This window comes from Helicobacter sp. UBA3407, assembly GCF_949747025.1.
GTDB lineage: Bacteria > Campylobacterota > Campylobacteria > Campylobacterales > Helicobacteraceae > Helicobacter_D > Helicobacter_D ganmani.
Genome location: NZ_CATKCB010000124.1, coordinates 13,888 through 28,184, shown reverse-complemented (window position 1 = coordinate 28,184; position 14,297 = coordinate 13,888). Strand labels below are relative to the sequence as shown.

Annotated in this window: 12 protein-coding genes; 3 read left to right on the top strand and 9 right to left on the bottom strand. The window is 37.4% G+C overall.

Annotated elements, in window-relative coordinates; genetic code table 11:
* Positions 1 to 87: 87 nt before the first annotated feature.
* Entirely contained in the window at positions 88 to 450 is a 363-nt protein-coding gene (locus Q1553_RS04195) for a nuclear transport factor 2 family protein (RefSeq protein ID WP_297577879.1), read from the bottom strand.
* Between the two features lie 132 nt (positions 451 to 582).
* Entirely contained in the window at positions 583 to 1,170 is a 588-nt protein-coding gene (locus tag Q1553_RS04190; protein WP_115550760.1) for an NAD(P)H-dependent oxidoreductase, read from the bottom strand.
* A gap of 148 nt (positions 1,171 to 1,318) precedes the next feature.
* Here Q1553_RS04190 and Q1553_RS04185 point away from each other — a divergent pair, with 148 nt between their 5' ends.
* From Q1553_RS04185 to recJ, 3 genes are all read left to right on the top strand, one after another.
* Positions 1,319 to 1,675 carry a helix-turn-helix domain-containing protein gene (locus Q1553_RS04185; protein ID WP_115550759.1) on the top strand — a complete coding sequence of 119 codons (357 nt, stop codon included), beginning with the start codon at positions 1,319 to 1,321 and terminating at the stop codon, positions 1,673 to 1,675.
* Positions 1,676 to 1,762: 87 nt separating this feature from the next.
* Positions 1,763 to 3,412 carry a CTP synthase gene (locus tag Q1553_RS04180; protein ID WP_300668627.1) on the top strand — a complete coding sequence of 550 codons (1,650 nt, stop codon included), beginning with the start codon at positions 1,763 to 1,765 and terminating at the stop codon, positions 3,410 to 3,412.
* A complete protein-coding gene (gene recJ / locus Q1553_RS04175) occupies positions 3,409 to 4,992 on the top strand; it encodes a single-stranded-DNA-specific exonuclease RecJ (RefSeq protein WP_245944176.1) in 1,584 nt (527 codons plus the stop codon). Before Q1553_RS04180 ends, recJ begins: the two co-directional genes overlap by 4 nt.
* A gap of 38 nt (positions 4,993 to 5,030) precedes the next feature.
* Here the strand turns inward: recJ and Q1553_RS04170 are convergent, their stop codons facing one another.
* The 7 genes from Q1553_RS04170 to fliF form a co-directional block, all read right to left on the bottom strand.
* The gene (locus Q1553_RS04170) at positions 5,031 to 7,466 is read right to left on the bottom strand and encodes an MMPL family transporter (RefSeq protein WP_297731518.1); all 2,436 of its coding nucleotides are present in this window, start codon (positions 7,464 to 7,466) and stop codon (positions 5,031 to 5,033) included.
* Entirely contained in the window at positions 7,447 to 7,989 is a 543-nt protein-coding gene (locus Q1553_RS04165; RefSeq protein WP_115550932.1) for a phospholipid-binding protein MlaC, read from the bottom strand. The genes Q1553_RS04170 and Q1553_RS04165 overlap by 20 nt, the downstream gene beginning before the upstream one ends.
* Before the next feature lie 104 nt (positions 7,990 to 8,093).
* On the bottom strand, positions 8,094 to 8,843 hold the full coding sequence (locus tag Q1553_RS04160; RefSeq protein WP_115550757.1) for a VacJ family lipoprotein: 750 nt from the start codon (positions 8,841 to 8,843) through the stop codon (positions 8,094 to 8,096).
* 9 nt (positions 8,844 to 8,852) lie between these two features.
* Positions 8,853 to 10,715: a 1-deoxy-D-xylulose-5-phosphate synthase gene (gene dxs, locus Q1553_RS04155; RefSeq protein ID WP_297577873.1), complete on the bottom strand. Its 1,863-nt coding sequence runs from the start codon at positions 10,713 to 10,715 to the stop codon at positions 8,853 to 8,855.
* Positions 10,715 to 11,548, bottom strand: a complete 834-nt coding sequence (fliH, locus tag Q1553_RS04150) for a flagellar assembly protein FliH (protein WP_115550755.1) — start codon at positions 11,546 to 11,548, stop codon at positions 10,715 to 10,717. Before fliH ends, dxs begins: the two co-directional genes overlap by 1 nt.
* Entirely contained in the window at positions 11,541 to 12,575 is a 1,035-nt protein-coding gene (gene fliG, locus Q1553_RS04145; RefSeq protein ID WP_115550754.1) for a flagellar motor switch protein FliG, read from the bottom strand. The genes fliH and fliG overlap by 8 nt, the downstream gene beginning before the upstream one ends.
* The gene (gene fliF / locus Q1553_RS04140; RefSeq protein ID WP_115550753.1) at positions 12,575 to 14,293 is read right to left on the bottom strand and encodes a flagellar basal-body MS-ring/collar protein FliF; all 1,719 of its coding nucleotides are present in this window, start codon (positions 14,291 to 14,293) and stop codon (positions 12,575 to 12,577) included. The genes fliG and fliF overlap by 1 nt, the downstream gene beginning before the upstream one ends.
* Positions 14,294 to 14,297: the final 4 nt, after the last annotated feature.

The following is a 14,297-nucleotide window of genomic DNA, read 5'->3' as shown; positions in this document are numbered from 1 at the left end:
ATTTGTTTGAAGTCAATTGATAAATTTTGTGAGCTTCAAGAACCTGCAATTCTTTGTAGCTCACGCTTAAATCTTGCTCAAGATTGTCTAATATGTATGATACGCCTTTGCGACGATTTTCCATTTGCCATTGCTCTTAAAAAGCTGGTGTAAATCTGTGAAGTTTAATCCATGCCAATTTTCTATTATCACCCGAACACTCGCGATACTCTCATCAACATAAAGCACATCAATGCGAGATTTTGTGTCTTTTGCCTCTCCACTTTCATCAAGCACTTTGTAGAGATTCTCTATACTTCCACTCACTAGGCTACCATCTTTGTTTGTGCCTTGCATAATGGCATCTTTGGCAAAGGCTTGTTTAGCAATTTCACTTTTGCCTTGATTTGAGCCTTCTAGGTAGGTTTGTATCACTTGGATAATCGCTTCGTATTCACTAATTTTTGTCATTTTTTCTCCTTTAATTTTATTATAACTTGCAAAGCAATTTGGTGTGCTTCCAAAAGCCAATACACCCGCAATTTTTACGGAAGTTTTTAAAAAGCCTCTGCGTTTGAGATTCTTACATTTGCTCATTTGGATTTATCCCAAGACTTTGCGCAAATGTGCCCTATAATCTGCAATATATTGTTCTGCTTTAGGATTCTTTACTACATCATAGCAAGTAAAGCTAGGTAATGCAGACATTCCTACAAATTCGTGTGCTTTATGTAAATGCAAATTTACTCCGTCTATGCCGATTCCTCCAAAAAATTCGTTTTTATCTTCAAATGCGTTGAGCGGAGCATTCCAAGTCGTGCTAAACAGATATTTTTTTCTTTTTAGTAAGCCGCCTGTGCCATAGTTTTTGTTTGGATTGTCTCTGTGGCGTCCATCTCCTATTAAAAATTGACCTGTCTTAGCTCCTGCCATAAAGACTTTGTCAATGTATTCTTTAACAATCCAAGGTTCGCCCATCCACCAGCCCGGAAATTGCCAAATTAAAACATCAGAGCTTAGAATCTTTTGAGCTTCTTGGGTTTCATCGTAACCTTTATCAATGTGTGTTTCTATCACATTCAAGCCTAAAGATTCTAAAGTCTCTTTTGCCACTTCTTGCAAAGCCGCGCTAAGTTTGCCGCCGGATTCACAAAAAGCCTTACCGCCATTCAGTAGCAGAATCGTTTGCATTTTTACTCCTTTTAAAATTTTATTTAAGAATCTTGCGCAAAAATTCTTAAGAATTATAAATTAAACTTTAAATAAGTGCAATACGAAAATTAAAGTATGATACTCACTAAAAAGAGAGTATAATTTCTTAAAAAATTTAGGAATAAAAATGCAAAACACTTGTCCTACACAACTTTCACACGATTTATGCTTAAAAGATTCACCCTTTGCCTATACTCTTTCACTGATTGCGGGGAAATATAAAATGAGTATTCTGTATTGTCTTTTTCGTTTTGAGGTTGTGCGATATAATGAGATGAAACGTTATTTGCAGGGAGTTTCGTTTAAAACATTAACCAATGCGCTTAAAGAGCTTGAACGAGATAAATTAATAGAACGCAAAGAATATCCACAGATTCCACCAAAGGTAGAGTATCGCCTCTCTGCAAGAGGGGAGACATTGATTCCTATTTTGGATTCTATGTGTGAATGGGGCAAGAAAAATAGAGAAATTCGTTCAACTTAAAGCGGAAAGTTCTTTGCGAATGCCTGTAAAAAGCAAAAATTAACTTGCTTAAAAGTATAATAACATTTTAATTTTTAGAGGTTTGTAATGTCCAAATTTGAAACAAAATATATCTTTGTAACCGGTGGCGTCTTAAGTTCGTTAGGCAAAGGAATCACATCGTCTTCCATTGCAACTTTGCTTAAAAATTCTGGTTTTGAAGTTGGAATCTTAAAGATTGACCCTTATATCAATGTAGATCCCGGAACAATGAGTCCGCTAGAACACGGAGAGGTTTTTGTAACCCAAGATGGTGCGGAAACAGATTTGGACATCGGACATTATGAAAGATTCTTGAATATGAATTTTTCTTCTAAAAACAATTTTACAACAGGGCAAGTTTATTTAAGCGTGATTGATAGAGAGCGCAAGGGTGGATATTTGGGAAAAACGATTCAAGTGATTCCTCATATTGTAGATGAGATTAAACATAGAATCCGATTAGCGGGTGAGGGAAAAGAGATTCTCGTTGTTGAGTTAGGTGGCACCGTTGGGGATATTGAAGGCTTACCTTTCTTAGAAGCAATGCGTGAAATGAAACACGAATATGGAACCGAACGCGTGATTAGTTTGCATGTAACTTTGATTCCATTAATTCGTGCGGCAGGTGAGTTAAAGACAAAGCCGACACAGCATAGCGTGCAAGAGTTGCGCAGAATCGGAATCACGCCACAAATTATTATTGCACGCACAGAAAAGGAGATTCCAAAAGAATTAAAAAATAAGCTTTCTATGAGTTGTGATGTAGATTATGATTGCGTGATTATGGCACAAGATGCTAAAAGCATTTATCAAATGCCACTGAATTTTCTCAAAGAGGGAATGCTAGTGCCTATTGCTAGATTTTTAAAGTTGCCTGAATTTAAGCCTGATATGAAAGAATGGGATTTGCTTGTTAAGCAAATTTTAGCACCACAAAATGAAGTAACTATCGCATTTGTAGGGAAATATTTAACTTTGAAAGAATCCTACAAATCGCTCACGGAGGCGTTAATTCACGCGGGAGCGAATCTAGATACAAAAGTGAATATTCAATGGATTGATAGTGAGGAGCTAGAGAAAAGCGAGGAGGCTCTTAATAGTCTTAAATATGTGAATGGAATCCTTGTGCCCGGTGGTTTTGGTGAAAGAGGGATTGTCGGAAAGATGAAAGCCATAGAGTTTGCGCGAATCCATCAGATTCCATTTCTTGGGATTTGCTTGGGAATGCAATTGGCGATTTTGGAGTTTTGTCGCAATGTGCTTGGGATTAGCGATGCGGATTCTATGGAATTTAACCCAAATACAAAAGAGCCTGCAATCTATTTGATTGAGAACTTCATTGACCAGCAAGGCAAGGAGCAGATTCGCACACATACTTCGCCTATGGGAGGCACAATGCGCTTGGGAGAATACGAATGTCATACAAAAGAGGGCAGTAAATTGCAAGCTGCTTATGGAGGACAAAAGATAGTCAAAGAGCGACACAGACATCGTTATGAGGCAAATCCCAATTATCGCTCTAAGCTAGAATCGCAAGGTATGATTGTAAGCGGCGAGAGCAAAGGCTTAATTGAAGCAATTGAGCTAAAAGAACATACTTGGTTTGTTGCGGTGCAATTCCACCCAGAATTTACTTCCCGCTTGCAAGCACCCAATTTGGTAATTTTAGAATTTATTAAACAATCCTTAAAATACGCTCTTAAAGATTCTCTTTGATTCCACATTTAGATTTGCTAACCAAAGAAGCAATCCACTCAAAACTATCCGAACGTTTCCGAGACGATACGATTATGAGTTTAAAGGATTTACCTTTACCCCAAAAGCTCAAAAATTTATCGGAAATTGCGAAAAAGATTGCACAAGCAATCCACCAAAATCAAAAAATTGTTGTTGTGGGGGATTATGATGTAGATGGCGTGGTATCTTGCGCAATTCTTTATGAATTTTTTAAAAAACTGCATTACAAAATAGAGATTGAGATTCCTAATCGTTTTTCAGATGGCTATGGATTGTCTTCAACGATTATTGCGCGACTAGATTGCGATATGATTATTACCGTGGATAATGGAATCAATGCAATAGAGGCAGCAAAAATCTGTCAAGAAAGGGGGATTGAGCTCATTATTACAGACCATCATACGCCACAAGAGGAATTACCGGAGGCATTGATTTGCAATCCTAAACTCTCTAATGATTTTCCAGAGCCTGAAATCTGCGGCGCGTGTGTGGCGTGGTATTTATGCGCTGCGCTAAAAGATGAAATGAAGTTAAAAGTGCAGATGGTAGAATTTTTGGATTTGTTGGCACTTGCGATTGTAAGCGATGTGATGCCATTGCGTGGAATCAATCGCGTGTTGCTTAAAAAGGGCTTAGAAGTCTTGCGTCAAAGTCAAAGAATTGCATTGATTCACTTGAGGGAACATTTTTCAAAATACAATTTGGACGCGCAATTAATTAGCTATTATATTGCACCCTTGCTGAATTGTGCGGGTAGAATGGAGCACGCTCTTTTGTCTTATCGTTTTTTAGTTACAGATAAGTTTTCAGAATCCAAACAATATCTTAAAAAATTGTTAGATTTAAATGCTAAGCGCAAAAGCTTGCAAAATACAATTTACGAAGAGGCAAAAGAAATGTTTCTTGCGCAAAAAAACTCTCAAGAGTTGCCTTTTGTTTTGGTATTTAAAGAATCTTGGCACGAAGGGATTATTGGCATTATTGCTGCGCGATTAAGTGAGGATTTTTTGAAGCCTAGTATTGTTTTGACTTTAAAAGACGGAATCTTAAAAGGCAGTATGCGCTCTGTGAGCGTGGATTGTATGCAGGTTTTAGAAGCCAATAAGGAATATTTGGTAGCTTTTGGCGGACATATTGGTGCAGCGGGATTGAGCTTAAGACTGGAAAATTTAGAAAGCTTTAGAATGCAATTAATGAAGTTTCAGTATCAGCAGGGCATTCCTATGCAAGAAACGCGCTTTAAAGAAGTGCTAGGTAGATTACCTTTGGATTTAGTCCGAAAGGATTTGTTTAGAATGATTCAGGATTTTGAGCCTTTTGGGCAAGACAATCTTTTGCCTAGATTCTATACAGAAGCGCAGATTGTTGATGTGCGTTATTTTGGTGCAGGACATAGTAATGTGAAATTGCAAGAGAATGGAGCAAGGCATAATGGCTTGGCGTTTTTTAAGGATTTGCGAGAAAATGTAGGGCAGAAAATCGGCTGTATTTATTCGTTGCAATGGGATAAATATAATCAAGATGTAGTTTTAAATCTTGAGCATTATGAGTTTTTGTAATTTTTAACCCTTTGTGAGAAAATTGAAATTAGAATTTATTAGAATCGTAATGCGCTTATTTTGCAAAAACTATTGAGTAGGGCAGGAAGTAAGAGAAGTGCGCTAAGTAACATAAGCAACATTACAAGGGTGGTGAGGAATCCAAAATAAATTGTAGGGATAAAATTACTGCTCATCATCGCACAAAAACCCACCACAATAATGAAAGTCGTGTAATACATTGCACTTCCAATAGAATCGTGAGATTCCAAAATCGCGTCTTGGAGGGAATGATTCTTGATTTCTGCCTTAAAGCGATGAATGTAATGAATTACATCATCTACGCCAATCCCAAGGGAGATTGCGGCAATCGTAACCCCCATAAGGTCTAATGGAATCCCACTAATGCCTAAGATTCCAAAAATTGCGCTCAAAGGAAGAATATTAGTTAAAAGCGCAATAATGGCAAGCTTGAGATTTCTAAAAATCCACAAAAAAACTAGGAAGATAATTCCAATCACAAAGCTCAAAGTATCCACCTGCGAGGAAATAAGGTTTTGGAGTAAGTTATTATACAAAACCATTACACCATTGACTTGCACTTGCACTTTTTCATTTTGTAGCAAGGATTCTAAATCTTTGCGGATTTGAATAATAAAGTCATTGCGCTTTAGGGTGGGATTGGAATCAAAAGTGCGCAGAACAAAACGTAATTGATTTTGCTCTAAATTTGCATAAGGCGTGAAAATTTGCGCTTTAAGAGTGTCCCGTGCATTTTTATAGAGAAATGCAATCGTCCAATCATCAGCGTTAATTCCTAGATTGCCTATTAGGCGTACCAAACTATGCAAGCTTAAAACAGAGCCAGCATAAGGATTGTCCTCTAAGTAGTTATGCACGATTTTGGCTAATCTTAGTTTTTGGCTATCAAACCAATAAGTGTCTTGCGATTCTAGTGAGTTAAATTCTGCTTCAAATTCATCGTCTATTGAGGATTGTGTTACTTTGTTTGGAAAGGTAAGGAGAATCTCCAAAGGCACCGTGCCACCCAAATCTTTATCAATTTTGAGTAAGCCTTGTTTGATTTGGCTAGAATCTTTAAAGTAATTTACAAAGCTGTTTTCAACTTTTAGGTTTTGGATTCCATAAAGACTGAAGGCAACGCAAAGAATCGCAAAGAAATAAATCATTTTTGACTTGCGGATTGCTAGATTGGCACAAAATTCTAAGAATCTTTGCTGTCTTGTAGAAAGTTTTGTGGTATGTTTTGGCTTATCTAAGAGAGCTGAAACGCTTGCAAATAGCACAAAGGTAAAGAGCAGTGCAACGCTCACACCAAGACTCATCACAATACCCAAATGGATAATGGGTAAAATATTGGAATAAATAAGGCTAAGAAAGCCAATCATTGTTGTAAAAGCTGCAAAAAAACTTGGCATTTGTTTAGTTAAAAGCGTCGCATAGAGGAGATTTTTTTGCGAAGCTTTAGGAAATTTGGAATAAAACTCTAAATAGGCTACGATTAAATGCACAACCAAAGAAACATTGATAATGAGCAACAAAGAAACATAATTAGAGGAAACTACCGTAATTTTAAACCCAAATGCGGCAAAGATTCCACTGCTGACTACGAGGGTAAAAAGACAAATAAGAAGCGTCAAAAAAACGAATCGCAAATGCCCAAAAAATACCCAAAGCATCAAAGCCAAAATCACGCTAAGGCTTGTCCCATAGGTGATGAGGTCGGATTTCACATAGGCAATCATATCACTAGCAATCAGTGTGATTCCACCAATTTGCAAGCCCTCATATTTGTTTTGCAGATTTTTGAGCATCGTAATGGTTGCGTCATTTTGTGTTTGAACTTTCCCTTTTTCTTGCTCAATGAGTTTTTGGATTTCTTGCTTTTGGGATTCGTTTGTTTCGGTATTTTTAAGCTCTCTTAATTGTTCTAAGCGCGTATTGTTTTTGAGATAGATTAAAATTCCCGCTGTTTTAAGGTCTTTGGAAATGAGATTTTGCGTATAAAAGGGGTGATGGAGGATTTCTTGTTTTGCTAATTCAAAATCCGTTTGCACAGAAAGTAGGGTAAGATTTGCCTTGAGGGATTCTTGTAGCTCTAAATTTGGCGCACTTTTAAGTAAGGGCGCATTGAGAATACTCAAGATTCCATCTATTTGTGGAATCTGTTTTAAATCGTTGGTAAGGTTTTGCAGGGTTGTCAAGAAGTCGTGATGAAAAACATCTCCTTTTTTTGGACTTAAAGCCAAAATAAGAAAATCTTGTGTAGTGTAATTTTTGATAATAGAATCGTAAGTTTTAAAATCTTTGTCATTTTCTAGTATCAAACTATCCGAACTTGCATCAATGGGTAATTTAAGTGCGAAAAAGCCAAAAACAAAAAAAATTATCGCACAAAAGGTGAGTGTAAGTTTTGGAGCATTTAAAATTGCGCGGTAGAATCGCAAAAACAAATTATTGTTTTGGGGATTCAAAGGTAATTTCACTTTTGAGTTTGGCAAGCAAGGTTTGGAAATCACTATGTGCTAGAATATCGCTAAATTGGGAACGATAAGTTTGAATCACGCTAATGCCCAAAATATCTACATCATAAATTTTCCAATCTCCCTCTTTTTCGTAAAATTTAAAGATAACATAATTGAGTTTGCCATCTAAAACCATAGAAGTTTTTAAGTTATAGCGATTGTTTTTGGGTTGTTCTCCGCCAAGCACTTCTAGTTTTTCGTCTTTGTAAAGTCTTAATTTATCGGTGAAACTCCTTTTGAGATTCTGTTCAAAAGCTTGCGTGTATTCCTCTTGTTGAATTTTGGTTAGTGTCTTGTAATCTTTGGAGAGGGAAAGTTGCGCCATAAGATTGTAATCAAAAATAGAATCAAACATTATAAAAATTTCTTTTGCAATGTTTTCTACTTGCGTAGAGGAGATTGCAGAATCTTTGGGATTTTTTGTGGTGTTTTTTTGCAAAATTTCTAGTGTTTTTTGTATATTTTGCGTCATTGTGCTTTGTATTTGGGATAATTCCAATCCAAAAGCCAAAGCATTAAAAACTCCAAACAAAAGGCTGAAAGCAAATAAGATTCTATAAAAAGTTTTTGAAATTGTCATTTATTTCCTTTATTTTCTAAGATAAGTTCGTTACGTCTTTGTTCATAAGAATCACGAAACAAAAGATAGCTATCTAAGGAGTCTTGATAGAGAGAATCTAAAGTCGCCTTATGTCTTGCGGAGTAGTTGGCTACTTCTAGCACACCGGCACCGATTGCAAGTTCGCTAGGTTGAATATAGTTTGTGGGGTAGGCTAGGGCATTAAGCGGTAGGGTTAATGTATCGCGAAAGTTGCTAGGTCCAAGAAGTGGCAAAACAAGATGAAATTCGCTTCCCATTCCCCATTTGCCAAGAGTAATACCAAAATCATTGTGATGGGAATACAAGCCATTTTGTGAGGCAATATCAAAGATTCCTAAGATTCCAGCAGTAGAATTAAGAGCAAAGCGTCCAAGTTCGTCCATTGCGACTTTTGGCTCTCCAGCAAGCAAAGAGGCAAGGAATCGCAAAGGCGAGGCGAGATTGTCAAAAAAGTTATAAATTCCAAGTCTAAAACCAAGTGGCATAGCATAATTATAAGCGTCTAATGTAGGGCTAATCACATAATCATAAATCCCCCAATTTATATTGTGCATCAAGCGATTATAACGTATAAGCGGGTCTTTGACAGGAGTTTGTTGTTTATATTCGTTTTCAAAGTCATTTAAAAATTCCTCTTTTTGTGTGGGTTGCAGGGATTCCTTTTCTATGGAATCTTGCGCATAGACAAACAATCCCAAGAGAAAAACTAAAAGCAATTTGTGCATAAAACTTCCTTATATATGTTGCAAGATTTGTTGTGTAAGATGAGATGTGTCTAATCCCAACTGCTCTTCTATTTCTTCTGCTTTGCCGTGTGCGATAAAATCATCTTCAAACTCAAACGAATGAATTTTTATTTGCAAATTATTTTCTTGAGCGAAAGCACTTAAAATTTGTCCCACACCACCAATTTTTGCACTATCGCTAAAGATAAACCATTTTTTATGATTTTTGCTAAGAGTGAGCAATGTTTCTTTATCCAATGGCTTAACAAATCGCAAATCTACAAGGCTACAAAGAATATTTTGTTTTTCTAATTCCAATAAACATTCATAAGCTCGTCCCACGCCATTGCCATAACCAAGTAGTAAAATTTCACTTTGAGAATTTCTAAGAATCTCTAGTTTTCCTAGCGCAAAAGGCGTAGGTGCAAAAAGATTTTCATCTAGCTTAAAAGATTTTCTTGGGTATCTAAAGGCGCAAGGTGCGTTTGAAAAATGATGTGCAAAATGCACGGCAGATTCTAAAGTTGCTTGGTCTCTAGGAGCAAAAAGCACAAAATGTGGAATCATATTCAAATAAGCAATATCAAAAACACCTTGATGTGTTTCTCCGTCTTCTCCCACGATTCCTGCGCGGTCAATGGCAAATTTTACAGGCATTTGCATAATGCCGACATCGTGAATGATTTGGTCAAATGCACGTTGCAAAAAGGTAGAATAAATCACGACAAAAGGTTTAAAGCCTTCTTTGGCAAGCGAACTTGCTTGTGTTGTTGCGTGTTGTTCGGCTATAGCAACATCCCAAAAACGTTCTGGAAAGGTTTTGATGAGCAAATCAAGCCCTGTGCCACTAGGCATTGCTGCAGTGATTCCAACGACTTTGGAATCTTCTTTGGCAATTTCTAGCAAAGTTTGAGAAAAGATTTGTGTTGGGGATTTTCTGCTATTTTTGGCTAATGCTATGCCATTTTGTCTATCAAATGGGCTGACACCGTGCCATTGTTCCAAGTGTCCTTCCGCAATTGGATAACCTTTGCCTTTGAGGGTTTGAGCATGCACAACGATAGGTTTTTGAATGCTTTTAGCAAGACGCAAGGCTTCAATAATTTCTTTGAGGTTATGCCCATTAATAGGTCCGATATAGTCCAATCCAAGCTCCTCAAAAAGCATACCGGGGGTGATTAACTTGATAGACTCTTCAAATCGTTTAGCAAGATAAGTGGCATTGGGCATATTATTGATAACATTTCCGATTTTATTTTTGATGTTTTGGGTGAATTTTCCTGCAATTGTTTGTGAAAGATATTTGCTGATTGCTCCAATGGGTTTTGCGATACTCATTTCGTTGTCATTCAAAATAATTACCATAGGATATTTGCGGTCACCAAGCTCGTTAAGTGCTTCATAGGCTAGCCCTGCGCTCATTGAGCCATCACCGATTAAAACAACAGGAATATTGCTTGCTCCTTTGAGGCAAAAGGCTTTAGCAACTCCTACTCCTAAAGAGATAGAGGTAGAGCTATGTCCAGCAATAAAATAATCTTGATTGCTTTCACTTGGCTTAGTAAAACCACTAATGCCGCCTTTTTGGCGCAAAGTTTCAAAGGAATCCCAACGTCCTGTTAGGAGTTTGTGTGTATAGGCTTGATGGCTTACATCAAAGATGAAAGGGTCTCTTGGATTATCAAAAACACAATGCATACCAATGATGAGTTCAACTGCACCCAAAGTGGAGCTTAAATGTCCGCCATTTTTAGAAACAACCTCTAAGATTCTGTTACGCACTTTTTGAGCAAGATGATTTAGGGAGACAAAATCTTCTTCGTCAAATTCCTCTTGACGCAAAATCTCTAAGTATTTAGAATCTAAAGGCATTATAGTTTATTCTCCAAAATGGATTTTTTTAAGGTTTCAAAACGTGTGAAAATATCCCCATCAATATTTCCCTCACTGCTTAAAATCACAATACCTCCTTTAGCAATTGCTTGGTCGGCTTCTAATATAACATAATTCAAATCCTTAAGGGATTCTTTGATATCTTCTAAATCACCGGGAAAGACTTTTAGGGTTACTTGTGTGTTTTGTGATAAATCTTGCAAAAGTGTACGTGCTAAAGAGGAAGCAATTTTTGCACTATTGGTGCTAATTTCTGCGGCAATCACTTCTTTGGCAATATCTAGTGCAATAGAGCTTAGCTCTTTTTCTAGGCTTAGAATATGGTTTTTGGATTCTGCAATATTGCTATCAATGCGTTTTATGCTTAAAGCATAAAGCTCTTTTTGGCTATTAATTTGTGTTTCTAGTTCTTGTTTGGCTTGTTGATAACCCTCATTGATACCTTGTTCTTTGGCTTCTGTTTTGGCTGCATTTACCCTTTCGTTAATTTCTTTTTCTTGTTTGTCAAATTGTTCTTGTAATTTTTGCAAAGATTGTGCTAGCTGGTCGCTTTTTTGCAGGATTTTATCAATTACTTCGGTTTCAAAAAGCTTTAGCGCAGGTGCATCAATGCTTGGTTCTGTTGGTTTAGGTGTTTCTACAACTTGCATAGTGGGCTGGGGAGTCTCAACTGCTTGTGGTTCTTCATTGGATTGTGCTTGTTTTTCTGATTTTTTAGAAATTTCCATATTTCTAAAATTATATTTTTTAATATCATGCCTCTCTTTGTGTGCCTCTGTAATGATATTTTCATGTTCGTTAATATTATTCAATGGTATCCTCTTGTTCGCCGATTTGGATTATGCCTTGCTCTGAAAGCGATTGGACTGTTTCTACGATTCTACGTTGAGCCGCCTCTACATCTTTGACTTTTACTGCGCCCAAAAATTGCATTTCCTCTAAAAATTGCTCTCCTGCCCTTTGGGACATATTGGACATAAATTTTTGCTTTAACTCTTCTGGAGAAGCCTTAAGAGCCAAAATAAGGTCTTTTTTGTCAATGATTTTAAGAATCTCACGAATCGCATTATTGTCTAGCTTTTCAATATCTTCAAAAGTAAACATCATTTCTTTAATTGCAGCAGCTAATTGGTCGTCAATCTGCTCAATATAAGCAATTGTTGCTTTAGCTGCCTTTTGCCCTAAGCGGTTGAAAACCTCTGCAACCGCACGGATTCCACCCACTTCTACTTTGTAGCTTGTGAGCGATTCTAGTTTGTTTTCCAATACGGTAGAAACGCGCTTAACGACATTGGGGGAAATATCGCCTAAGTTTGCCATACGAATCGCAATTTCTGCACGCAAATCATCGGAGAAAAAGTTTAATGTTTCCGCCGCATTGGTTGGGTCCATATGTGCTAGGATAAGGGCAATAGTTTGCGGGTGTTCGTGAATAATGAAATCAGATAATTGTTGTGGGCGCACACGCGAAAGGTAAGCAAAGTTTTGGGAAGATTGCATAGATTTGGCAAGCTTGTCCAAAACTTTTTTTGCCGCTTCTGGTCCCAATGTGCGATAAAGCAATTCTTTGGCGTATTCAAAACCGCCTGTGGAGATGTATTGATTGGATTGAAAAATAGCATAAAATTCCTCTAAAACTGCTCCACCAAGTGCCTTGTCTATCCCTGAATTTTGCGCAATATATTTAGAAACTTCAGTAATGGAATCCAAATCTAAATTTGAAAAAATCTCACCCGTGATTTCATCACCTAATTGCACAAGTAAAATTGCGATTTTCTCCGCCATTGAAAATTCATCGTATTGTGCTTGTTGTCGCGGACTTAATGTAATAGAAGGCATTAGTGTTTTCCTCCCCCACCCATATTATCAAGCCCAAGTTCATCATGCACTAAGGTTTGAAAAAGATTTGCAAGTTCGGCTGGTTTTTCCATCGCAATTTCCTTGATTTTTTCTAATAAAACATTGTATTTAATCTCATCTTCATTTCCGCTACCAAAGCCAAGTTGGTCTTCAATTCTGCGCCGCACTTCGTTAAGTCTGTCACTATTTTCTTCTTCATCTTCATCAATTTTGATAAGAGATTCAAGCTCTTCTTCCTCATCTGCTCTTGCTTCAAGCATACGCTCACTGAAAGGCACAATGACTTTTTTGTAAAAGAAAAATAGAATCAAGCCCACGATAGCGTATTTTAGCAGAGGCATAAAAGGTGCTAGAAGCGCAGATGCAGTTTCTAGGAATCTTTCTAAAGGTGTACGTGCTTTGAATCCGGATAATTGCCCGTTTAATTGAAAATTGCTGACGGAAACTTCATCACCTCTTTGTTGATTATAACCAATAGCTTGACGCACAAGAGCTGAAATCTGTTCCATTTCCTCATCGTTTAAAGCAGTGTATTCTAATTTTTCCACACCCTCTTCGTCTAATTGTTTGGAGTATTTACCATCTACAACAACAGCAGCAGAAAGTCTGCGAATCGTGGCAAATTCTCCTTTGATGTTGGAAATCGTCTTACTGATTTCAAAGTTAGTGGTGTTTTGGGTTTTCTCATATTTTTCTTTCGTGTCATCGTCTTCCAATCCTTGCACAGGTCCAATGTTGCTCACTACTCCCGGCACCCCCCCAATCTCTTTTGGTCGGAATCCTTCGCGTTTTTCTTCTAAGTCTTGAATGCTGCGCACAACATTATTGGGGTCGTAATATTCTTGTGTGCTTTCTTTTTGAGCGAAGTCAAATTCTGCTGTAACCTTTGCTACTACGCCTTCTCTTCCACCCGTAATAGGAGCTAGAATATTGACAATTTTTTCTTCTAGAGTTTGTTCAAAGTTGGTTTTGTAACGCAGTTGCGCTGCAGCAAGTTCCCTTGCTCCTCCTAGCTCATCTAATTCGCTTAGCGGCTCTCCCTTTTCATTTACGACTTCAACATTTTCAATAGTTAAATTTGGAATCGCAGAGGAGACGATGTTTTTGATTCCTGAAATCTGTTTAGGTGTTAAACTTTGGGCAGGCTTAAAAGCAAGGACAACAGATGCCGTAGGCGGTGTTTGCTCGCTAACAAACACGGTCTTTTCTGGCTGTGCTAAATGCACGGTTGCTTTTTGGATTGGTGCAAGACTTTCAATCGTGCGTGATAATTCTCCCTCCAATGCGCGTAAATATTTAATGCGTTGGTCAAAATCTGTTGCTCCAAAATCTTTGGTATCAAAAATTTCAAATCCAATTTTGCTACTTTTTGGGATTCCATTGCTTGCTAATTTCATTCTCTGTTCATAAACAAACTCTTGAGGAATTAGAATCGTATTGTCTTTTGGGATTTTGTAAGGGATTCTGTCTTGCTGGAGTTGTTGGACAATCAGTGCGCCATCTTCTGGGCTTACACCTTCAAACAATACCGCATATCCCGGATATAATACTCCCGCTTTATTGGTAGAATTCCAAACAACAAGAGCAGCAATAAAGCCAACTACAGCAACAATAGTTGCTAGAATAACGATTTTTTGTTTTTTATTAAGTTTTTTGTAGAGATTTCTAATCTGTTCAAATAATGCTTTTAAGTCCAATGCT

Coding starts and splice junctions, on each gene's coding strand:
- Q1553_RS04180 (WP_300668627.1), top strand. CDS start 1,763: ATGTCCAAATTTGAAACAAAATATATCTTTGTAACCGGTGGCGTCTTA.
- Q1553_RS04160 (WP_115550757.1), bottom strand. CDS start 8,843: ATGCACAAATTGCTTTTAGTTTTTCTCTTGGGATTGTTTGTCTATGCG.
- Q1553_RS04185 (WP_115550759.1), top strand. CDS start 1,319: ATGCAAAACACTTGTCCTACACAACTTTCACACGATTTATGCTTAAAA.
- Q1553_RS04195 (WP_297577879.1), bottom strand. CDS start 450: ATGACAAAAATTAGTGAATACGAAGCGATTATCCAAGTGATACAAACC.
- fliG (WP_115550754.1), bottom strand. CDS start 12,575: ATGCCTTCTATTACATTAAGTCCGCGACAACAAGCACAATACGATGAA.
- dxs (WP_297577873.1), bottom strand. CDS start 10,715: ATGCCTTTAGATTCTAAATACTTAGAGATTTTGCGTCAAGAGGAATTT.
- Q1553_RS04165 (WP_115550932.1), bottom strand. CDS start 7,989: ATGACGCAAAATATACAAAAAACACTAGAAATTTTGCAAAAAAACACC.
- Q1553_RS04190 (WP_115550760.1), bottom strand. CDS start 1,170: ATGCAAACGATTCTGCTACTGAATGGCGGTAAGGCTTTTTGTGAATCC.